Here is a 22,674-nt window from a genome sequence, read left to right as displayed (position 1 = left end):
AGAGTCATTTAAGATGGCTTAAAGAGAGGTGCCCATGAGCGGTAAGCGTTATCCCGAAGAGTTTAAAATTGAAGCAGTCAAACAGGTTGTTGATCGCGGTTATTCTGTTGCCAGCGTTGCAACACGTCTCGATATCACCACCCACAGCCTTTACGCCTGGATAAAGAAGTACGGTCCGGATTCTTCCACTAATAAAGAAGAGTCAGATGCTCAGGCCGAGATCCGCCGTCTCCAGAAAGAGCTGAAGCGGGTTACCGACGAACGGGACATATTAAAAAAAGCCGCGGCGTACTTCGCAAAGCTGTCCGACTGAGGTACGCCTTTATCCGTGACAACACCTGTTGCTGGCCTGTTCGCCTGCTCTGTCGGGTGCTGGATGTTCATCCCAGTGGTTTTTACGCCTGGCTTCAGCAGCCGCATTCACAACGCCATCAGGCAGACCTGAGACTGACAGGACAGATTAAACAGTTCTGGCTGGAATCGGGATGCGTCTATGGTTATCGCAAAATCCATCTGGATCTGCGGGACAGCGGGCAACAGTGCGGAGTGAACAGAGTCTGGCGACTGATGAAACGTGTCGGGATAAAGGCTCAGGTCGGATACCGGAGCCCGCGGGCACGTAAAGGCGAGGCCAGTATCGTGTCGCCCAACAGGCTCCAGCGACAGTTCAACCCGGATGCTCCGGATGAGCGTTGGGTAACGGACATAACCTACATCAGGACCCACGAAGGCTGGCTGTATCTTGCCGTGGTTGTTGATCTGTTCTCACGCAAAATTATCGGCTGGTCCATGCAATCCCGGATGACAAAGGACATTGTCCTGAACGCACTGCTGATGGCTGTATGGCGGCGTAATCCCCAAAAACAGGTGCTGGTTCATTCGGATCAGGGCAGTCAGTACACAAGCCATGAGTGGCAGTCGTTCCTGAAATCACACGGCCTGGAGGGCAGCATGAGCCGTCGCGGTAACTGCCATGATAATGCGGTTGCAGAAAGCTTTTTCCAGTTGTTGAAACGCGAACGGATAAAGAAAAAGATCTACGGAACGCGGGAAGAAGCCCGCAGCGATATTTTTGATTACATCGAAATGTTTTATAACAGTAAGCGTCGGCATGGTTCTAGCGATCAGATGTCACCGACAGAATATGAAAACCAGTATTATCAACGGCTCGGAAGTGTCTAGATTATCCGTGGCGATTCAGTTCTTTGAACAAACTCAGTCTCAAAATCAGAATAATTTCCCATTAAATCCTCCCGTTCCGATTCAAAAGCTCACTATACCATCCTGCCTGGCAGGCGGTTCAGGTACGGAATTTCCGGCTTTCAGGGTTTTCGGACCTCTGGTGAAATGAGAAGATAAAGATACATGTATAGCATCCCCGGCATCACTTTCAATTGTTCTACACCCATCATAAATGACAGATTTAAAGAATATAAATTAATACGAAATTTATTAATGCTAGGTTAGCATAATGGCCACAACAAAGATGAAAGGAACGAGGATGCTCAGCCAGCTTAACCTGCGTTTTCATAAAAAGCTGATCGAGGCGCTGAAAGTGCGTGCCGGTCGTGAAAATACCTCGGTCAATGCCCTGGCCGAACGCTTCCTCGATGATGGACTGAAAACGGCCGCTGCCGGTGATGGCTGGTTTCAGCTGATTGCCGATCCGGAGGCCACAGTCCGGCAACTGTACCGGCATATCGTTCTTGGCCAGACTTTCGGCACGTCAGTGGTCTCCCGCGACGAGCTACGCTTCATTCTGGTTCATGCCAGGGACGCCTTTCTGCGCGGGCAGGGCAGACTGGCAACTCTGCCGGCCCTGAACACGCTGCTCGATATCACCCGTGATCTGCTGGCCTGGCAGGTGGAACATGACCAGCTGGTCGACGGCCACTACCTGAAGGGGATCTTCCGCCTGGCCGGTGAAAACTGGACGGAGGAATTTGATGCCTTCCGGGCGGATCTACGTCCGGTCGTGGACCAGCTTTATGCTGAGCATCTCCTGCGTCCGCTGGAAAGCGACTGTTTCGCACTGGCTGAGGTTCCGGACGCCATCTTGGCCGAGATTTTCACCCTGCCACGGCTGAAGGCTATTTTCCCGCTGATCCTACGCGGGCTAGACTGGACAGAAGAGAAGGCGACCGGGTTGGCACATGAGCTGCGTCCGGTAGTCCCGGCCGTGACGGAAACCATTGAAGCCGGTACGCTGCGCCTTGGTATTCGCATCGAGGGGCAGACCCCTGGCGAGCGCCCCGGTGCCTGGTACAGCACGCCCCGTTTGCACCTGCTCATCACCGGCCAGGACTTCGTGGTGCCGTACAGCTGGGAAGTCTTCTCGGAACTGCTGGGACTGTTCACGCTGTATGCCCGTCATCCGCATGCGCTGTCTCACGGTCATCAGGGCGAACAGGTGATGTTTTCCCCGCCGGGGGACGTCACGAAGGAGGGATTTTTTGGTATCGGGGGGCTGCGCATCTTCCTGCCGGCGGAGGCCTTTGAGTCGCTGGTTAGCGGGCTGACCGCTGCTGCAGTGACCGGGCCGCTTGCGGAGGCCCTGACCGGGCTGCGCTGCCTGTACGGAGATATCTGATGAGCCAGACATCGGCAATGTCGCCTGGTATCCGCCTCGGCCAGCCGATAACCAGATTTGAGGACGATCGCTACAGTGCGAATGAAGTGGCCAGGCATCTTGCCCGGTCTGTCTTGCGTCTTGGCCGGGAAGGCAGTGCGGTGATTGGTATTGAAGCCCCCTGGGGATCTGGCAAATCAAGTCTCCTTAACCTGCTGGAATTGCAACTTCAGAGATCCTGCGGAGAGAAGGATAACATCATCACTCTGTCGCCTTGGTTAAATGGTGACAGTTTCAGTCCGGTCGGTTCGCTGCTGCTTCCCGTGGCGGCCATTGTTGAAAAGTATGAGTCTGCCAAATACCGGAAGCGAAAAAAGATCGCAGAGACAACACTGACCATTTTCCAGTACATCCAGGCCACTTCGCGCCTAGCATCTCCCTTTGCGGAGCTGGCTGCACGTATTCCCGGCGTGCCTGACATCAGCGCCTATACCCGCGCACTCGGTAAACTTGATTTGTCGGGTAGAAAACCCACAGCCGCCGAACTGCGCAGCCGTATCGCTCGCAGAATAGAAGAGCTGGATCTGAGCTTTGTGATACTGATAGATGATCTTGACAGGCTCGAACCCTTGCAGGCGGCAGAAGTGATCAGGGTGGTAAAATCTGTTGCCGATTTTCCACGTTTTCGCTACGTCCTGAGTTATGACAGGGATATTCTGGCCAGTGCACTCAGTACGGCTCTTCAGGTGGAAGACGGGCTGGCCTATCTGCAGAAAATCATTCAGCTGCCGTTCAGTCTGCCCCGTCCGGAAACATTCCGGCTTCAGGAAACGTTTATTCAGGACGCTATCGCTGTCTACTTACAAGTCAATGGTGAGGAGCCGGATGAAAAAACACTTTCAGGGATCATTGCTGCCGCAACTGTTTATGGCGTATGTTTGTCCACTCCCCGCATGGTGGATCTGACAATTAATGCCCTGCGATTTCGTTACCCGGATGTAAGGGATTACGTCTGGTTTCCTGATCTGTGCCTTCTGCAACTTATCAGGGTCACCAATGCCCGTTTTCATGACTGGATAGAACACTATCTCAGTGAGTATGCCGTCGTCGTTACCCGACAGGGAGGCATGAGTGAAGAAGATGCATCAAAGATGAGCGAAGCACTCCAGAAATGTCTGGAGCTGTATGGTAAGACAAGGGCATCCTCTCCCTGGGAACTTAAAAAATGGCTGCCAGGAATACAGGGAAGTAAAGACCAGATACTGTTGTTTGAAACCGGAGATAGCGTAGCGAGAGAGAGCATGGCCGACCAGAAAAGGCTGGGTTCTCATCTATACTGGCGTTACTACTTTGCGTTTTCAGCCCCTCAGAACGTGTTACCTCCGGCATATCTGGACGGGCTTCTGCTGCGCTTTGCGCAGCCTGGGGAATTTACAGCTCTGGCAACTGAAATGCTTAGCAAAATTAAAGAAATCAGCATCAGCTCGTTTACTTGGTATGAGCATATCCTGAGTGAGTTAACAGCCAGTCGGATAAACAGTCTGAGCTATGAATCATGTTCGGGATTACTGCATTATTTCTTTAACTATAACGATGATGTTGTCCGGCGTTTTCAAATGCTGGGGCGATGGCTTGATCGTCACGATACGCCGGGAAAAGCCGTGGTTTTAGATCTGCTTCGGCGGATGCTGAAATTGCGTCGAAGGCAGTCCCTGGCACAACTTCAAAGGCTTTTTTGTCACGGACAGTCCTGGTCATGGCCAGCACAGTTTATGCGGGATTTACTCTGGGGGCACGGGATGAGAGGAGGCAGGGCTTGGCCTGCAGATGAGCAGTTTCTGGCCAAAAAGGAACTGGACGTCATGCGGATGATGCTGAGTGGCAGAATGAGCAGCTCAGCCCGAAAAAATCAGCTGTTCATGTGCAATGACCTTGGCGGTTATCTGTATGCCTGGGGAGAGATTGATTCGCGAGAGACGGTAAAAACTTGGATCCGGTCAGTTGTCGCAAAGGATGATGGCTTTTTGAATCTACTGCTTATCATAAGGGGTGAAGCTTACAGTAGCGTCCATGGCCCGTATCTTTCGCTCGATCTTGAAAGACTCAGTGATCTGCTTGGTAGCTCTGAAATCATCCTACAACGTCTTGAAACCTTGCATGAAAAAAAGTACCTGCCAGAAATGACTAACGACATTATGAATTCAGTCAGATTGTCTCGGGGATGGGGGCCCTGATGCCGTATTTCAGTTTACACACAGCTGGTCGGCGCATTAAATATGTACCATGATGCCATCCTATGCAGTTGTTCCACGCTCAGGATCGTCACGTGATAAACCCCGCTTGAGACATTATGTTCCCGTTATCCAGTCTGAAAATGGTTTAGCGACTCGTAATTTTTTGCTTTATGCTTCGCTTACCATTCAGAAAGGAAGACAACGTGAAGAAAAGTGATTTTCAGTGGGTCAAACGCTCTCCCCGGCCAGAGCGCTCAGAATTTGCAAATGAGCAGCCGTTGCCCCTTTATCCCGAACATCTTTTCCCTGCGGTATTATCTGAGCCGCTTAAGGAACTACACCGTAATACGCGTATTCCGGATGAACTGACGGGGAATATCATCCTCAGCGCGGCTTCCCTGGCATGCCAGTCCCTTATTGAAGTGATTCATCCTCATACCAGTGTTCCAGAGCCTTGCTCTCTTTATTTTTTTACCATCGCTGAATCCGGGGCCGGAAAATCAACAATCAAAAACAGGGTGATGAAACCCTTTTATGATTTTGACGAGAAAATGCGGCTTGAGCACCTCAAACAAATGTCAGCATTTGATGCAAAATTTGAAATCTGGAAATGTAAGCGAAAAGCACTTGTCAGGAATCTGAACAAAGCTATTGACAGGAACTATTCTGGTGAATCTGAATCATGGGAACTTGAGAAACATAACATAATCAAACCTCATCCTCCGGTACTTCCTCAGATTATTTATAACGATACCTCAGCAACCGATTTAATTCAGGGGCTCAGCCAGTATTCTGACGCAGGACTTATTACTGATGAAGCCATTACCTATTTTGGCAGCAGGCCAAAAAGTAAAATAGGATTTTTAAACAATGCCTGGGACGGCAGCCCCTACCATTTTCGACGTGCAGGTAAAACAGACTGTCATTTTACGCCCTGTTTAACCGCCTCTCTGATGACACAAACGGCGATCTTTGATGGTTTTATGGAAGCCCACGGCGACGTTTTCAAAGAGAGCGGTTTTCTGTCGCGATTTTTGTTTTCCAGAATTGACGATCTGAAACACTTTGCTGAAGGTACTATTCCCACTGAAATTACCTGGCCTGCGATAAATAACTTCTACCATCTATTGAATGACCTTCTGGATAAGAAGAAAACCAGAATTGATGAACAAACTACAACCAGAAAACAACTGAGACTCTCCCCTGCAGCAACGACACTCTGGGAAAAACACCGGGAGCAATTATTGCTAAAAATGGTACCAACAGGAGAGTTTTATTATATTCGTGATTTCGCGGCAAAAGCCAGCGCTAACGTATTACGATTGGCCGCTATTCTCCAGCATCTGAGTAACGAATGCGCGGACGAAATCAATGAAGACATCATTCAAAACTGCACGGAAATTATCGACTGGTACCTGAGGATGATTAACCGGATCTTCTTTTACACGCCAGAACGCCTTCGTTTCATTCAGGACGTTAAAAAGTTATACCGATTTATTTTAAATGGCTGCATTAAAAGCGAGAATAGCCGCTTTATCACATTCAGTGAGATTGAACAATTAGGCCCTAATAATCTCCGCAGAACAGAAAAACTCACGCCAGTGTTAAATCATTTAATCGGCCAGGGCGATGTAAAAATCCGTATGGATACACTTAATGGAACAATCATGCTCGTTGCGAGAAACCATGAAGACATTTACCCCATGCCTGGAAACAAGATGTCTGCCAATATTATGGAAGCGGACTCTACGCCTGTAACCCCGAGCTTTTACATTGACCTTGATGATATCAGGTTAAACACGAATTAAAAAACGAAAGCGTAGCTACTTCATATGAAAGATCCGTGCGCCGCATAGTGTCAGTACATAAAATGGCCATTTTTTATTAAAAACCTGTAAATTAATTTTATGAAATCCGCTAAAACACCTTCTTTAGCGGATTTTTAATCATTAATTTATTAACTCAATACAGGTTTAGATTAAAAAGTATGCAGATGCGAGGGCGCAGGCTGTGGCAGCAAACCAGGGGAAATGGATGTGTGAGGTCTAATCGAAAGCCTTAAATGAAAATATTTCCATTCGTCAGACGATGCTGACTCTACAGAAATGTTATATTTAAGGACAAATACACATTATTTTATAAAGCTGATGTTAACCCTCATGACCACGAGAGTTTGCAATACGCTCCAGCACCCAAGCTTCGATTTCACTTTTAAGCCAGCGTGAGCTACGCCCCAGTTTAATCGGTTTAGGAAACTCACCCAGTGAAATCAGTTTATAAAACCATTTGTCACTCAGCCCGGTGAATTGAGTGATAAAGACCATATCGACCATTTTGTCGCTCAGCAGGCCAGTATTATTCAGCATTGTCATAACGGAATTCTCTGTCTTGATTGAAAGGGAAGACAGGAGCACCGGAGTTAATGTGTCAAATTTTACACCGGCACTCTGTCATAACATCTGCTGTACTGGTAAAAAAATACTTACACGCAATCAGTCTTGACTGCACCCAAAGTTACGCTGTCCGTCTGAATAGTCCTTGCTGTACTCTTTAGCAAGGTAATTAATACGATTCGTCACCACTTCGTACTGCGTAGTAAAATCAGCACTTTTTTTACTGAGGTGGTAATAACCATTTGCCGGAAACTCCACCAGTGAGTAATAATGCGAATGGTTAAGCTCCAGTGCCCGTACCCAGGCTTCCATAATCATTAAAGCCAGGTTATGTGAATACTCACCGTTCACTGACCGGTAATTACCCGGATACGCATAGTTTTCACGATTAAGGAGTAATGCAACATGATAGTGTTTCTTACCACAGTCACTGAACTCACGCGTCCAGATATAACGAATCCGACAAGGATGAATCCGTTTACCCTCATTCTGTCTTTTCAGTAAATTTACTTCAATCTGAGCCTTAACGGAGGATATGAACCGTGTAATTAGCGATGAGTCGGTATTGTAATAGACGGAATTGAATTCAGGTAAGCGTAAATCGACCCGCAGGACTAATATACGGGAATATTCATTAAGTGATTTATTAAGGGTATCCTGAATCCGTTTAACATGGTTCCGATTCAATGGATAGTGGTTGTGCATATTGAAACTCATGAGTGATGTCCTGATGTTAGTTATGTTCAATAAAATGTAAGTCTGGAGTAATAAATTACTTTTAAGTAATAACGAGAGTATGTGGCAGGTAATTCGAGGGTGATTTGTGACCAGGCCACCTGGAGCACTGTATGACTGTCGAGCGTATAGGCCTGAGTATACTATGAATGTAATACCCTTCAATTGAACCTGGCAAACAGCGTGCTATCATACTCAATGAGAAGAATAATTCTCTAACAGAAACTTTAGAATAACACCCTCTCAATTACACTTCTTATCCTAATGGCAATAGCTTGCTAATAATACCTTTGCAATAATATTCTTCTATATAGTTATATTACCAATCCGACAAGCAAGGACTTAATGACATCAAAATCACAATAGAAGAAAGAAATATTAATTTAGGCTGTTCGCAGGGTAAATAAACCGATTATTCCACTCTCAAGTTAATCCTAATTACTAATATAATAATCAGTGCTAAAAGTCATTCAAAATGACCGTATCTGACCACGTGTTAAATGGCCTGAATCCTGCCAGCCGCTCTCCCCCGATAACCCTCCAGTACCTCGCATACAATCAACCCCTTTTCAATGAATTTTCAGGTATATATCACCCTTCTGAAGTGAAACCGACCATCCATAAACTCGGACGAGGTTTACGGTAAAAATCTTTGCTGAACCACGATCTATTTTGTCGATCGGTTCGATCGAATTTCATCGTTATCCCCTTCATTTTTGCAGCTATAAAATCCCAACGGGATGCTTATGGCTGTCAGTCTTCTATTAAAAATCATGTATATACCCTTTCCGGGTAGCGTTATACGAAAACCAGAGGTGCTTAAAAATGAGCAGAAAAATGATTCCCCCTTTACTGCTGACCTGTGTGCTGGTGCCAGCAGTGGCAATGGCCTTCGGTAATCAAACCACCTGGACCCGTGGCTGGGCTCAGGGTGTGTCTGAGTTTGTTATCAAGGGGAAAGGCCAGTCTCGGCTTTATCTGGCCTGTGAGGACGATGGCACGCAACCTGCCACCATCATCTTCACAGATACTACGGGACATCAGGTCAGCATGGACAGTGGCAAAACGCTTCAGGTCCGGATTGACGGGGGTGAAACCATTGATATCAGTGAGTCCGACAGTCGGGGCGGGGATAACAATCTGGCACAGGCCTGGAATGCCCTGAAAACCGGTAAGCAGGTGCAGGTTACCGGGAATGGCATCCTGCCCGCGCTGTTCACGCTAAAAGGTGCAGGCAATGTCCTGCCGGAATTCGGCACTCATGGCTGCGTTTCGAAAGCGTCACTCTGACCGCGGCAGATACTGTTTTTTACTGTCCCCCCACACATTCTCTCCCGCATCTTTCCGTCTGAACAAGGAACCCGATATGAAAATTAACCTGAGCTTATTGCCCGTATTGTTTTGCTTCTCCATCCCTGTGATGGCTGCATCAGCTCCGCCGATTAAAGTGGAAACCAGTAACAATATTCACCCTGCCGGAACACGCTACGTCACTGTTGTGGTCACCTCACTGGATGACAGTATCAACGTTGAAAACATAGACGTGAACCGCGGTAACTGTCGTATCGATAACCAGAAGTACCTGTCTTCAAAAAATAAGAAAACCATTCTGCCTGCCACCCTTCGCTACGGGCAGTCCGTCAGAGTGAGTTTTTATAATAATTGCGTGGCTTCAGAAGTCGTCGTCACCACAGACAAGGGGGGATGGCGTTACACCTACCACTGAACCACTTTCCTGTATCAGCTTCCTCAAATAAATCCTCACTCCACCAGAGGACTGCCACCTGGCAGTCCGGAGCAAACTCTATGACCTTTCTGAAAATGCTGGTGACAGCCCTGAGCCAGGCGCTGACCTGGTGCGGCGGACATCAGGCCCGGCAGTTTATTGAAATTCGCCTGCGTCAGGCAGGCTACGATGACAGCAGTATTGATACAGCCCAGGAAGCGGTCACATTGCTGGTCACTGCGCTTATCACTGCCCTGATGGCACAGATACTGAAGATGCTGGATACGCTGTAGTCCCGCCCGCCCTATCTTTCCCATTGTGAACATCATATCTGCCCCTGCCTCCTCACGGAGCAGGGGCTTTTGCTTTTATGCCTTCAGATTAATCAGATGAGGAATCAACCATGCGATTAGCCAGCCGTTTTGGCCGGGTGAACCAGATTCGCCGCGACCGTCCCTTAACCCACGAAGAACTGATGCAGCATGTCCCCAGCGTCTTCGGGGAAGACAAGCACGACTCCAGAAGCGAAAAGTACACCTACATACCCACCATTACCCTGCTGGAGAATCTTAAACGCGAAGGGTTCCAGCCATTTTTTGCCTGCCAGTCACGTGTGCGCGACCAGAGTCGACGGGAACATACAAAGCATATGCTGCGCCTGCGTCGTGCCGGTCAGATAAACGGTCAGCAGGTGCCGGAAATCATCATTCTGAATTCTCACGATGGTGCATCGAGTTTTCAGTTGCTGCCGGGGATATTCAGAAGCGTCTGCACCAATTCGCTCGTCTGCGGACAGTCGTTTGGCGAGATCCGCGTGCCGCACAGGGGTGATGTTGTCGGGAAGGTGATTGAGGGGGCCTATGAGATTCTCAGCGTCTTTGACCGGGTGGAGGAGAAACGCGACGCCATGCAGTCCCTGCAACTACCGCCACCAGCACAACATGCACTGGCTAAAGCAGCGCTGACATACCGTTTTGGGGAAGAGTACCAGCCAGTGACTGAATCGCAAATCCTCGCACCCCGGCGCTGGCAGGACGAGAGCGATGACCTGTGGACCACTTACCAGCGCATTCAGGAAAATCTGCTGAAAGGCGGACTAAGTGGCCGTACCGCGCAGGGTAAACGCACCCATACACGCGCAGTAAACGGGATAGATGGCGACGTTAAGTTAAACCGTGCGCTCTGGGTGATGGCGGAGAACATGATGGACCTGTTGGGCAGGTAATCACCCGCGCCCCGCCACCGAAATCAATCCCCGGCCCGACAGCTCCATTCAACATACTCATGCATAAGGAAAAATTAACATGACCGACATTATTAATCTTAACGACAACCATCAGCGACCTCTGCAGGCTGGCGATAACGGTTCTGCACCGGCACTGACAGCCACGCCCGTACCGGACGAACAGCGTGTGGGATTCTGGCCGCAGCACTTTGGCAACATCCCGCAGTGGATAACCCTTGAACCGCAGGTCTTTGCGTGGATGGACCGGTTCTGCGCTGACTACAGCGGCGGTATCTGGAATTTTTATACTCTCAGCAACGGCGGGGCCTTCATGGCTCCGGAAACGGACAACGATGCCTTCTGGCCGCTGTTCAACGCCATGAATGGCAACGCCGCAGACATGAGCGCCGAAGCTGCAGGGATTGCAGTCTGTCTTGTCGCTTACAGTCATCACGCATGCCGCACAGAATGCGACGCCATGACGGAACATTACTGGCGTCTGCGTGACTATGCGCTGAACCACGCAGAATGCAGCGCCATCATGCGCATTATCGACTGAGTGTCCCGCCATGCCGTATGAACTGTCTCGCCTTAATGTCCTGTGGGATGCACTTGGGAAAACAACGGTCAGGGATGAGGACGGTGATGTTGTGACCGACGAACCCTTCCTGCAATTCCCGACGGGTACCCCTCTCTTCCATATATGGGCATGGTTCGAATCCCAGCACGACGGGTTCGTCGTTGCCGTGAAGTTGTACAACACATCCCCTCCCGACGCGTCAACAGACAGGAAAAGCAAATGAATACCACCACTTGTCCTCCCGGCAGCGGGGAAATATCTCCCACTGCACAGCGCACCATCAGACGTGCACTGACCTTACTGGAACGCCAGTTACGCGAGCCCGGCGCGGCATTCACCTCCAGCCAGGCGGTCCGCGACTGGCTTCGTCTGCAGCTCGCCGCGCTGGAGCGTGAAGTATTCATGGCACTCTTCCTCGATAACCAGCATCGTCTTATTGCCCATGAAACGCTCTTCACCGGCACCATCAACCATACGCAGGTACATCCCCGTGAAGTGATAAAGGCAGCACTGAAATACAACGCGGCTGCCATTGTGCTTTCACACAATCATCCGTCAGGTTATGCGGAACCCGGTCATGCTGACCGACTTATCACTGACCACTTGAAACAGGCACTTAAACTCGTGGATATCTGCCTGCTGGACCATCTGGTCGTGGGAGGCATGGATATTGTCTCGTTTGCCGAGCGTGGCTGGCTTTAGGGAGGGAATAACGATGAAAATCATCAGCAAACGTCAGGCAATGGCGATATACCGCCAGCATTCTGAGTCCCGGCTGTTTCGCTTCTGTACCGGGAAATATAAGTGGTCCGGCAGTATCTGCCATTACTACGGCAGGGAAGTGCAGGATATCCGGGGGGTGCTGGCCGTGTTTGCTGAACGCCGACAGGACCGCAACGGTCCGTATGTGATCCTGCGCAGCGTTACCCTGAACTGACTCACCGTTAAGGAGTACTTACATGCAGAAAGCAACCCGTGTCATCAACCATAACATCGCGGAACCCTGGTGGGGCCTCAGACGCAACATCACGCCGTGTTTGGGGGCCCGGCTGGTACAGGAGGGTAACCGCCCGTATTACCTTGCTGACCGCGCCAGCATTGCCGGGACATTTAATGACGCAGATTTACGCCATCTGGACCAGGCATTTCCGGTACTGATGAAGCAGATGGAGCTCATGCTGACCAGCAACGAACTCACGCCCCACATTCAGCGCTGCATCACGCTCCACGCAAAAGGGCTGATATGTGAGGCCGATACGCTCGGCTCCTGTGGTTATTTGTACATCGTAATTTATCCGACATCTGCAACAACCGCATAAACCCCGAACACTTTTCCTTCGTCAAACCAGCCAACAAAGAGCGCAAACCATGCAAAAACAATCCCTGTCCCTTCAAAGGGCGGCATCGTCACGTCTGTCATCAGTCAAAATCTGGCAAAAATTACTGGAGTATCTGCTGGAGCAACACTACGGCCTTACCCTCAACGACACACCGTTTGGCAACGACAGTGTGATCCAGAAACACATTGATGCGGGAATCTCACTGTGTGACGCGGTGAATTTTATCGTGGAAAAGTACGACCTGGTGCGTACTGACCGTTGCGGCTTCAGCGTGACAGAGCAGTCCCCGTTTATCGGCAGCATTGATATGCTCCGCGCCCGGAAGGCTACCGGGCTGATGACCCGCAAGGGATATAAAACCGTTACTGACATCACAGGTGGCAGATTCAGCGGAGGGAAATAATGACGTTAGCCCTGATCGTTGACGCCGACACCGTCAGCGATCAGCCCCTCAGGCACCAGCACAACGACTGGTGCTTTTATCAGATCTCTATCAGTTGATACAGATGTTCGCTCAGACAGCGGGTATGGCGGTAACACCTTAGCGGAGATATCTGTCTGCAGTAGAAGAGGGTGCGGCAGGACGCCACCAGAACATCAGGGGCCGCATCGTCTGTCAGGAGGGGGCTTAATTCCGGGGCGTTCAGTAAAATGAAACATTTCTCCGGGAGCATGCCACCGGCATTCCCTTTCGGAAAATAACCGCCCAGATACAGTAACACGGCCAGCAGGCGAAACTGCCGGGTGAGTACCGCTTCGGTGTCCCGGTAATGTGCGGCTATCCACAGGCATTCCCGCAGCATAAATCGCCGGGTCCGCTGGGTCAGGTCACCGCCTTTGTCATACCAGCGTTCGACGATATCCCTCGCAGAGCGAATGGATTCATCACCCGTTGTCGCAGTTTGCCACGACCGTGCCAGAAGCGTTGAGATATCCATGGATTAACGCCGCAACTGCGAAACGGCTGCGGGAGTATTGCGGACACCGGGCAGATATATATTGCGGACCAGCTTCAGGAGGAAAAAGACATCGCTCAGGTTGCTCACGCCGGGTACCAGATGGCGAAAGGCTATCCGCGCACGAAAACGCGCCCGGACCGCCTGCCGGTCACTCACCCTGCGCCGGTACAGGCCCAGAAAGTGACGGCTTTCCACCAGCGCATGCCTGACCAGCGCTCGTCTGACTGAGCGGTACTGCGTCTGTGTGCTGAGTGCCAGAATATACGCAATTACATCGGTATAACTGACAGCCCGGATATCGTAATAATCCGGGCGGTGGGTAATTGACGCCGGGTTATTCACCCACAGGTAATCCTGTCTGTCAGAGAAATAAAACCGGCCATCTGCGGCGGCAAGCTGTATCGTCCAGAGAATGTCCTTGTGGCTTTTCCCTTCCTGGAATCGCAGGTCATGCTCGCGGATATACGCTGAACGGATTATCTGCAGCCACAGGTAATGCGGCCACTCCCTCTGACTGACGCAATGGCGTATCCACTGCTGACCCGTCAGCGTCTGACCGTAAGGCTGTCTGCGGTGAACGGGATGCCGCAGATGTCCGGCGCTGTCTGTATGCCGGGCATTGAAAAGGACGACATCGGCCTGTGCTTCGCGTGCTGTGCGCAGCCGCTCCTGCAGAAAATCTGCCGCAACCCGGTCATCCGCATCCAGGAACACCACCCATTCGCCACGGTGAATCGCCAGTGCAGCATTACGGGCAGCATACACACCCTGATTTTCCTGGCGAATGAGAATAAGCCGTTCATCTGTAATGGCGCTGAGTACCGTCCATGTTTCGTCGGTTGAACCGTCATTCACAACAATGATTTCAGTACTGAGCGTTGTTTCGCCAAGCAGTGTATGGACCAGAGCTCCGATGCTGTCAGCTGCATTGAAGGCAGGAATGATGACGCTGATATCGATGTTGATTTTCATTGCACTAAGGGAATGTAAACAGAAGGAAGGTTCAGAGTTGTCACCCCATCAGGGGCAATAACCTGCCGGGTAAGAAACATTATCAGGAAGAGCGTTCAGGTGATTTTCGTGCTGGTGTGGATACCACCCGTTTTTCTCTGATTTCCTGGTTAACCACCATCAGACAGTCATCGCAGAATTCTTTATCCAGCCCGAAAATCCGGTCCAGAACGCCTCTTTTCTTGTTACATCTGGCACATCTTTTCATTCCATCACCTGCTGTCGCATTCCCATGCCGTGCCCGCAGGACAAAAGAAGGCCGCCCGCCAGAAGACAGGAAATAAATTAGTAAACAATACGTTAAATGATTTTTTGGGAATTTATCACAGACACTACCGGGCCGGATAATTCATTTTGCAGATCAATTTTTATCAATCGATCGGTTTAATCGATCATCTTTTTACTCTGCGTTACACGCCACTCGCGTTCCTGCTCTCTTTACAGGTGCGATCAGTTTGTTGAACTGGAAAGGGCGCTATGCCTGCGGGATAATCAAACCATTCCCGATAACCGACATCATGTGGAAGAGAAAATCTACAAAAATTATTAACTCTTGGCATGGCTGTTATGAGCGCAGGCTGTGTGAAAACTCATAGCTTCAATTAGCCAAACAATATTTCTCATCTGTGTTTTAAGAATGTCGTTTAAGTTGACGAGGTAATCTGTGATTTTATTCGGATGACTCAGAAGTTTTTATTGCGGGGAAGAACCTGATATCTGTTGTTACTGGAGGATAAAACGGCTGGAACCGTTAGCCGTATTGTTCCTGCAGCTGAATTATCAATCCTGAAGTACCCCATATCGATAGCATCCTTTTCAGGTTATAAGCCAATATATGTAGACTGATTTCCGTACTGACGTTTTTAAATTTCCGCATCAGGAAGTGCGTTGCACCCATCCACATTTTAATTGTCCCAAACGGATGTTCTACCGTTTGCTTTCGCATGACCACCGCCTGAGGAAATGACTCAAGCCTCGCATGCATTTCTTCCATTTCAGCTTCATGAACCCAACGCCGTATACGCCTTGGATCGCGTTTTGATGTAGTGCATCTGGAGCGCTGGCTGCAATCGCGACAGGCAATATTGTTAAAGTACAACTGTTGCTCCAGTCCGTCCTCTGTTGAGGTAAATCGATTCTGAAGCTCATTGCCCATTGGGCATACATAAACATCTTTTTCCCTGTTATATCTGAACATTGAGCGGTTATAGAGCCCCTTACGTTCAGCACCAGAGGTATCTCCCTTTGGCACCAAAGCCACTGCTCCGCTATCCAGAACTGTTTTAATATCGCTGCGACTGTAATACCCTTTGTCGGCCAGTACTGTTATGTCTTTCCGGCCAACAGCTTTCTGAGCCAGTGTTGCCATTGAACCAAGTTGTCCATTATCTGTTGTGTTGGTGACTTCATGCGCAACAATCAAATGGTTTTTCGTATCCACAGCTGTCTGAACGTTGTAGCAAACTTGCCGGTTCATATTATTTGTTTTCATCAACCGGGAGTCAGGGTCGGTTAAAGAGAGTTGTTTATCTGGCTGTTGTGCGACTGCTTGTTGAATTTCCTGAAGCTCACGTAAGCGCTTTTTTAACCAGGCCAGTTTAGTGGCTGTTAACTTTGTGTTTGCATCGGGCTCAGTATTCTTGTCGGCTTCATCCAGCTTGTTTAAATAATAAGTAATACTTTGCTCAACGCGCTCAATATGGTCATTGGCTTTCTGGGATGTGAAGTTGTTGGGTTTGCTGTTTACTGCTTTGAATTTGCTGCCGTCAATGGCAACAACGACATCAGTGAACATTTGCATTTGCCGGCACAGGCCAATAAAGTCCCGACAGGCATTCCTGATACCTTCACCGTTATCTTTTCTGAAGTCTGCAATGGTTTTAAAGTCAGGCGTTAATCGTTCAAGTAACCACATCAGTTCAACGTTCCGATGGGCCTCTTTTTCCAGTCTACGGGAGGACTGAATTCGGTTGAGATATCCGTAAATGTACAACTTCAGTAGGGTGGCAGGGTGATATCCGGGCCGTCCAGTTCGCTTTGCATCAACTCTTCTGAAACCAAGAGAATCAAGCTCTAATCCATCTACAAATATATCAACCACTCTGACCGGGTTATCTTCAGTGACAAAATCATCCAGTGCATCAGGGAGCAATGTCACCTGATGCCTGCCTTGTCCTTGAATGTGATGGACCATGTCGGTATCCGCAGTATTCATTTGTATGTTTATAATTTTAATGAAAAAGTCATTCCGTCGCATGGGTTTATCAAGAATGGTTGATCATATGAAACCATCGCTTAGACCAAAAAGTGATCAGGAGTTTTCACACAGCCTGAGCGAACAGCGGACCTTTGATTGAAGTGTTTCCTCTCTGCTGAGTCAGCGTGGATACCCGCAACATCACAATTAAATAAGAAAGGGTGTGCCATAATTCCTGCCATTACGGCGCAAATACAACATTCGTGGATTGAGAAGGAACGAAACATGGCTGTTATCCGCCACATCAGCATTCAGAATTTTCGCTCAATACGGCAGGCAGAATGGTTTCCAGGTTCAGGGATGAATTGCCTGATAGGCCCTGGAGATTCAGGAAAATCGACCTTTATTGATGCTATTGATCTAGTACTCGGAGCGCGAAGATCGTTCACATTCAGTGATGCTGATTTTTATCTCATGAATTCGGCCAATCCAGTATGCATCAGTGTAACTCTCGGACAGCTTGATGACGGGCTTCGGAACCTTGAGAACTATGGGCGTTATCTTCGTGGTTTCAATAGCGAAACAAAGGAGATCCATGATGAACCCCGAGCAGGAGATGAAACCGTAATCACACTGAGAATGGTCGTCGGTGCAGATCTCGAACCAGACTGGTGCTTATTTTCAGAACGAGCAACAGCGGAAGGGCTGGAGAAAAGGTTACTGTGGAAGCACCGTGAGCAGTTAAGCCCTACTCGCCTTGGGGCAACCTCGCATCATCATCTGGCATGGGGCAACCGCTCAGTGCTGAATAAATTATCTGCACAAGATTTTGATATTAGTTTAACGTTGGCCGAACTGTCCCGACAGACACGACACAACTTTGCTGCCCGGCAACTACCGCAGTTGGATAACATCCTTACCGAGGTCAGAACCATTGCAAATGAGTTAGGCGTTCAGGTTGGAGAACTTAAAGCGCTGCTGGACGTGAATGGCGTCTCCCTGTCTAACAGCGCAATCAGCCTACATAACAGTGATAACACGCCACTGAGAATGCTTGGAACAGGATCAACCCGATTGCTGGTGAGCGGGTTACAAAAAGCTGTTGGGCGTCCTGGGATCATACTGGTTGATGAAGCAGAGTACGGACTGGAACCTTACAGGATCAGCCGACTCTTGAATCAACTGGGTTCTCGTGATGATAAACCCACTTCGCAGGTATTCATCACCACCCATTCCCCATATGTTCTCAGAGAACTCAAGGCAACCCAGCTCTGTGTGTTGCGGAAACTAGAACAACCAGCCCCAGAGCATTCACACAATTTCCTGACACTAAGTGGGGACGATAAGGAACAAGCTACCATAAGGGCCTGCGCTGAAGCCTTTTTCAGTAAAGCCGTAATTGTGGGCGAAGGTGGAACTGAGGTTGGTTTTATCAGAGGGCTGGACTTGTCCAGACAATGCAGGGGAAGAACAGGGTTTCAGGATCAGGGGGCCTTTGCTACAGATGGCGGCGGCGGGGACAATTATTTCAAACGCGCCGAGGTTTTTGCACAACTGGGATATCGAACTGCCTTATTAAAAGATTCAGATATCACGACACCTGCACACAGGCAACAGACAGAACATTGCCGGGCTAGTGGTGTGACCATTTTTGAATGGGGTAATGGTTTTTCAACAGAGGGTGCCCTGCTAGCCTGGTGTCCTGCTGAGACTATCCGTGACATCGTTCTCCTTGCTGCAGATCTGAACAGCCAACAACAAGTGGATCAGCACATTCAGAACTGCTCCCGAGGGGCTTATAACTTTGATACGTGCACAGGTGAACCAACAGAAGAAATGAGAACGCCAGTGGCTCACGCTGCTGGCAAGTATGGTTGGTTTAAAACGATCGGGAAGGCTGAGGATCTGGCGGAGAATATCGTGGGTCCAGTCATCAATCAGTTTTCACAACCATTCAAAATATTTATAAGAGATCTGCTGGCGTGGGCTGCGGAAAACGGTGATCCACGATGAGTGTGGATGCCGTTTTAAACGCCACTAAAGGCCTTATTATAGCGCCAGCGGGATGTGGCAAAACTCACCTGATTACTGAAGTTCTTGGTTTTGCGCAAAGGAAGCCGTATCTCGTGCTGACACATACAACCGCAGGTGTAACGGCACTCAAAAAGCGACTGAGCCGTTTTGCAATTCCTCCGCAGAACTATGTTGTGACAACAATAGATGGATGGGCTCTGAAAATAGCTGGCTGCTTTCCGGGATTGTGTCCGCTTGGTGTGGGTCCTGAAAATCCAGCCGTTTTTTACCCTTCTCTTCGCCGTGCCGTACGGAATCTGGTTGTTAACGGTAATATTAGCGAAATCATCACAGCTACTTATTCGCGTTTGCTGGTCGATGAATACCAGGACTGCAATAGCGAGCAACATGAACTGACTTGTGCGCTTTCACGTTTGCTACCAACGGTAGTCTTTGGTGACCCGATGCAGTGTATCTTCAACTTTAGCGGCCCTATGCCCGACTGGAACCAAACCGTTGAAACTTTTTTCCCTACTCTGGCAACCTTACAAACGCCCTGGCGTTGGAAAAATGCACAAACGCCATATTTGGGCCAGTGGATCCTTGAGCAAAGACATCGATTATTTCGCCGGGAGCGTATCGACTTAAAGTCCTGTCCTGACTATGTACGTTTTCGACCTCTTTCACGAAATCATAATGACAATATCCAGCGCCAGCAGCGCGAATATTACGCGCTGCTGCGACAGTTTCCCAACGACTCGGTTTTAGTTATAGGTGATTCACGAAGAGCTTCATCCAGGCATCAATTTGCACAGCGAATCAATGGCATTGATGTTGTCGAACCGGTAGATCTGAGTGACGTGATAAAAATGGCTACATCCCTTGACGATGCTAATGCTACCAACGTGATGCCAAAGCTTTTACAGGCAGCAGCTGAGTTGATGACAAACGTTGGCGTTAGCACAACCTTACGAAGAATTAGTTCTATTCAGGCTGGACGAAACAGAACAGCTCCTTCTTCGCTTGAGAATGCATTGGTAGCGCTTGCTCTGGCCCCCACCCGACAAAATATTCGAACGGCACTTTTTTTGCTCGAGGAGAAGGAAGAGACGCGCGTATTCAGGGCCGGAGCTCTGCACGTTCTAAAAGATGCGATAAATCTGTCCATCAGCTCACCTGACAAAAGCATTAGAGAGTCAGCATCAGTTATTCGTGAACAACGTAGATACCAAGGTGAAGGACGCGTATCGCACCGTTCAATAGGCTCAACTCTTCTTCTGAAAGGTCTGGAATGCGACCACGCGGTGATATTAGATGCGGGAAATATGGGGGCAACTGATTTGTATGTTGCGCTCTCAAGGGGGGCTAAGTCTGTTACGATCTTCTCGGGTCGTGATGAGTTCAAACCATAATAGCCCAAGACTGCCCCCTAGACGCTCATACCTTAGTGTTTATAAGGTCCGCTGTGAGCAAGGAACGGGCATTCTTCAGCCAGATTGTTAGCACTCTAATAATCACTGTACTTATCTGGACACCTACAGTACTTGCTAGTACAGATTAATATTTATTAATTGCGTTCACAAATATCAGATGTGCCCACAACTTATTTTAAATTATACAGATGCAATATAGTGTTTTGTGCGTGAAATCTACAAAGGCATAAGCGTCTGTGTTTTAATACAGATCTTTCCTTCGCATAAACATTGGGCATAAATATGAGCCGTCCTACTTTTTTCATCTCGTCGACTATTTACGATTTCAGAGATCTGAGGTCGGCATTGAAGTTTTGTTTAGAGGAGCAAGGGGCAATCGTCCTTGCATCCGAGTTTAACGACTTTCAGAAGCCGTTAGAGCAGCATAGCTACGATGCATGTTTGACAGCCATGCAAAAAGCCGACTATTTCGTCCTTCTGATCGGCAGTCGTGTCGGTGGTTGGTATGACGAAGTCAACAAAATTAGTATTACCCAACAGGAATATCGGCAAGCGTACGAGCTTCACAAGCAAGGGAAATTGAAAATACTTAACTTTGTTAGGAGCGAAGTATGGCAATACCGTGAACAGCGCAATGAATTGAAGAAGCTTTTGAAGGCGGAGGCTGTTGATCCCAAACTTAGCCATCGTTTACTCACTTCTCCGAGCAAATTTGCTTCTGATGCAGAGGCGCTCGCGAATTTCATGGCTGAAGTTGGCCGAAATGCAGAAACGAAAAAAGCGCTTGAGAATGGCTCCCCGCTTCCTACCGGTAATTGGATACACACTTTTTCTAACTTTCGAGATATTTGGGATGTTGTCCAGTCCCAAGTTCTAACAGGGTTGCCTGTAGATAATCTTGCATTTAGGAAGCTCTTAGCACGGGAATTGAGAGAGATCCTTAAGTTGGGGCTCGTGAAATTCGAAGAAGGTGTCGTTCACTCCCCAATAGAGACTGTTATGAGCTTCCACAGAGAGCATAAGCTTACGTTTGGAGGTCATAATAACGAACGAACGGTGATTAGCAGTGTATATTGGACTAGAATGTCGATGTTTGGTATTCACCTGTTGTCTGATCAATTCCAGACCCAAATAGTCGACCGGGCACTTGAGACCAGTTATTTTTTAAATTTCGATCACCATGTTAACGGTTTCGTTGAAACACCTGTATATGAAGCACTATTTAAGCTTCAGATTGAAATGCGGTCCCTTAATCGAGCGAATAAGGCAGAAGTGCTATCGGTGATTTTTGATAATTCACCTAACCGAAGGGGAAAAACGGGAGTCACTATAGACATAGAAACAACCAGTCTCGTCCCGTTCCTCCATTTAATGGACCGATGGACAAATGTTGTGCTGCTTAGTCAAGCGATTCATAAGCATCTGGACGGAAAAGAGTTCGTAATGCCATCTCTTCGGCCTCCTTCACCAATAGCAGATATGAATGAAATGATTGCAGCAGAGTCTCCGTCCGATGAAGACGTCTACAAATTTTTAACGTTATAGTGTGCGAAACTCAACGAATTGTTGCGTTGGACATTTGACCTGATGACCATTTTTGCTGCTTGAGGTCCTTTTTTTAAATAAAAATTCCAGTGAGGTTAAAATGAGTGACATAAAAGAGATGTTAGTAGAGATGAAAAAGGCTTTTGCGTTTGGTAGGGATTTATTAATTCCTGCCTATCAAGAGATTCAGTATATCACAATACATACTGAAATTTTGTTTGAGGATATTGACGAAAACCTAAGAATACTTAATAAGGTGATAAAAAACGATCTGTTGTTAGTCGAAATACTATTCGTAGCTCATGTTCTTGTATTGATGGTTTTTCATATATACTTAAAAGTGCTCTTAAAATTACACTCAACGAACTTAATCAAGAGGCATACAGCAATAAGCAGTTGAATTATATTAATAGTTCGCACACAAATGGATCTGGGGCCGAAAATTTCAAAGAGTCGTTGAAGTGTTTTGCCAGAAAATATGGTATTGATGTGTCTGATGTCTTCGGTACTGGGGAGTTTTATAAACTAAAAAAGCTGTTCGAAATACGTAATCGTTTAATGCACCCAAAGGAAAGAAATGATTTCTCTATATCTAGAGAAGAAACAATGCTATTGCTTGATGCGATAGTTTGGTTTGTTAACTCTTTTCATAGAGTGTTTAATGAAATATTAGATAAAATAATGGTACAGGCAAATGAGGTGTTGAGTTATAAA

21 protein-coding genes are annotated in these 22,674 nt (G+C 48.2%); 16 read left to right on the top strand and 5 right to left on the bottom strand.

The genetic code is table 11. The features are described 5' to 3' along the window. Positions 1-34 precede the first annotated feature (34 nt). The 4 genes from ACUY4S_RS17300 (at position 35) to ACUY4S_RS17285 (ending at position 6,611) form a co-directional block, all read left to right on the top strand. Positions 35-1,182, top strand: a protein-coding gene (locus ACUY4S_RS17300) for an IS3 family transposase (protein ID WP_087770335.1) whose coding sequence is annotated in 2 segments (ribosomal slippage) — positions 35-272 and positions 272-1,182 — 1,149 coding nt in all. Because the reading frame shifts where the segments join, the coding sequence is not laid out codon by codon here. A gap of 319 nt (positions 1,183-1,501) precedes the next feature. Next, positions 1,502-2,590 (top strand): transcriptional regulator, encoded by a 1,089-nt coding sequence (locus tag ACUY4S_RS17295; RefSeq protein ID WP_458022424.1) that lies wholly within the window; start codon positions 1,502-1,504, stop codon positions 2,588-2,590. Continuing rightward, positions 2,590-4,803, top strand: a complete 2,214-nt coding sequence (locus ACUY4S_RS17290; protein ID WP_458022425.1) for a KAP family P-loop NTPase fold protein — start codon at positions 2,590-2,592, stop codon at positions 4,801-4,803. The genes ACUY4S_RS17295 and ACUY4S_RS17290 overlap by 1 nt, the downstream gene beginning before the upstream one ends. Positions 4,804-5,006: 203 nt before the next feature. Further along, a complete protein-coding gene (locus ACUY4S_RS17285; RefSeq protein WP_458022426.1) occupies positions 5,007-6,611 on the top strand; it encodes a YfjI family protein in 1,605 nt (534 codons plus the stop codon). Positions 6,612-6,953: 342 nt separating this feature from the next. Here ACUY4S_RS17285 and ACUY4S_RS17280 read toward each other — a convergent pair whose 3' ends face one another. Then, entirely contained in the window at positions 6,954-7,175 is a 222-nt protein-coding gene (locus tag ACUY4S_RS17280; protein ID WP_458022427.1) for a helix-turn-helix transcriptional regulator, read from the bottom strand. Between the two features lie 120 nt (positions 7,176-7,295). Further along, positions 7,296-7,913: an inovirus Gp2 family protein gene (locus ACUY4S_RS17275; RefSeq protein ID WP_458022428.1), complete on the bottom strand. Its 618-nt coding sequence runs from the start codon at positions 7,911-7,913 to the stop codon at positions 7,296-7,298. 843 nt (positions 7,914-8,756) lie between these two features. On the opposite strand from ACUY4S_RS17275, the gene ACUY4S_RS17270 reads away from it, so the two are divergent. From ACUY4S_RS17270 to ACUY4S_RS17230, 9 genes are all read left to right on the top strand, one after another. Then, the gene (locus ACUY4S_RS17270) at positions 8,757-9,221 is read left to right on the top strand and encodes a YfjT/YkfB family phage-associated protein (RefSeq protein ID WP_458022429.1); all 465 of its coding nucleotides are present in this window, start codon (positions 8,757-8,759) and stop codon (positions 9,219-9,221) included. A 76-nt stretch (positions 9,222-9,297) separates the two neighbouring features. Then, complete coding sequence (locus ACUY4S_RS17265; RefSeq protein ID WP_458022430.1) at positions 9,298-9,657, top strand: hypothetical protein; 360 nt, start codon at positions 9,298-9,300, stop codon at positions 9,655-9,657. A gap of 80 nt (positions 9,658-9,737) precedes the next feature. Beyond that, entirely contained in the window at positions 9,738-9,950 is a 213-nt protein-coding gene (locus ACUY4S_RS17260; protein WP_458022431.1) for a hypothetical protein, read from the top strand. A 110-nt stretch (positions 9,951-10,060) separates the two neighbouring features. After that, positions 10,061-10,882: a DUF932 domain-containing protein gene (locus tag ACUY4S_RS17255; RefSeq protein ID WP_458022432.1), complete on the top strand. Its 822-nt coding sequence runs from the start codon at positions 10,061-10,063 to the stop codon at positions 10,880-10,882. A gap of 79 nt (positions 10,883-10,961) precedes the next feature. After that, positions 10,962-11,441 (top strand): antirestriction protein, encoded by a 480-nt coding sequence (locus ACUY4S_RS17250; RefSeq protein WP_458022433.1) that lies wholly within the window; start codon positions 10,962-10,964, stop codon positions 11,439-11,441. Positions 11,442-11,681: 240 nt separating this feature from the next. Beyond that, entirely contained in the window at positions 11,682-12,164 is a 483-nt protein-coding gene (gene radC, locus ACUY4S_RS17245; protein WP_122051101.1) for a RadC family protein, read from the top strand. 13 nt (positions 12,165-12,177) lie between these two features. Next, on the top strand, positions 12,178-12,399 hold the full coding sequence (locus ACUY4S_RS17240) for a DUF987 domain-containing protein (protein ID WP_032938028.1): 222 nt from the start codon (positions 12,178-12,180) through the stop codon (positions 12,397-12,399). A gap of 22 nt (positions 12,400-12,421) precedes the next feature. Next, complete coding sequence (locus ACUY4S_RS17235) at positions 12,422-12,781, top strand: type IV toxin-antitoxin system YeeU family antitoxin (RefSeq protein WP_458022434.1); 360 nt, start codon at positions 12,422-12,424, stop codon at positions 12,779-12,781. Between the two features lie 49 nt (positions 12,782-12,830). Next, positions 12,831-13,205: a TA system toxin CbtA family protein gene (locus tag ACUY4S_RS17230; protein WP_458022435.1), complete on the top strand. Its 375-nt coding sequence runs from the start codon at positions 12,831-12,833 to the stop codon at positions 13,203-13,205. 79 nt (positions 13,206-13,284) lie between these two features. Here the strand turns inward: ACUY4S_RS17230 and ACUY4S_RS17225 are convergent, their stop codons facing one another. The 3 genes from ACUY4S_RS17225 to ACUY4S_RS17215 all read right to left on the bottom strand — a co-directional run bounded on the left by ACUY4S_RS17225 (position 13,285) and on the right by ACUY4S_RS17215 (position 16,966). Further along, positions 13,285-13,740, bottom strand: coding sequence for a hypothetical protein (locus ACUY4S_RS17225; protein ID WP_458022436.1), 456 nt, complete (start codon positions 13,738-13,740; stop codon positions 13,285-13,287). Between the two features lie 3 nt (positions 13,741-13,743). Continuing rightward, entirely contained in the window at positions 13,744-14,733 is a 990-nt protein-coding gene (locus ACUY4S_RS17220; protein WP_458022437.1) for a glycosyltransferase, read from the bottom strand. A 790-nt stretch (positions 14,734-15,523) separates the two neighbouring features. After that, a complete protein-coding gene (locus tag ACUY4S_RS17215; RefSeq protein ID WP_458022438.1) occupies positions 15,524-16,966 on the bottom strand; it encodes an IS1182 family transposase in 1,443 nt (480 codons plus the stop codon). A gap of 288 nt (positions 16,967-17,254) precedes the next feature. Here ACUY4S_RS17215 and ACUY4S_RS17210 point away from each other — a divergent pair, with 288 nt between their 5' ends. The 3 genes from ACUY4S_RS17210 to ACUY4S_RS17200 all read left to right on the top strand — a co-directional run bounded on the left by ACUY4S_RS17210 (position 17,255) and on the right by ACUY4S_RS17200 (position 21,960). Next, complete coding sequence (locus ACUY4S_RS17210) at positions 17,255-18,982, top strand: ATP-dependent nuclease (RefSeq protein ID WP_458022439.1); 1,728 nt, start codon at positions 17,255-17,257, stop codon at positions 18,980-18,982. Then, positions 18,979-20,394: a UvrD-helicase domain-containing protein gene (locus ACUY4S_RS17205; RefSeq protein WP_458022440.1), complete on the top strand. Its 1,416-nt coding sequence runs from the start codon at positions 18,979-18,981 to the stop codon at positions 20,392-20,394. Before ACUY4S_RS17210 ends, ACUY4S_RS17205 begins: the two co-directional genes overlap by 4 nt. Positions 20,395-20,697: 303 nt before the next feature. Then, a complete protein-coding gene (locus ACUY4S_RS17200) occupies positions 20,698-21,960 on the top strand; it encodes a DUF4062 domain-containing protein (protein WP_458022441.1) in 1,263 nt (420 codons plus the stop codon). Positions 21,961-22,674: the final 714 nt, after the last annotated feature.

It is taken from the genome of Kosakonia beeri, from assembly GCF_054165705.1.
This window is presented reverse-complemented; position numbering and strand designations above follow the sequence as displayed.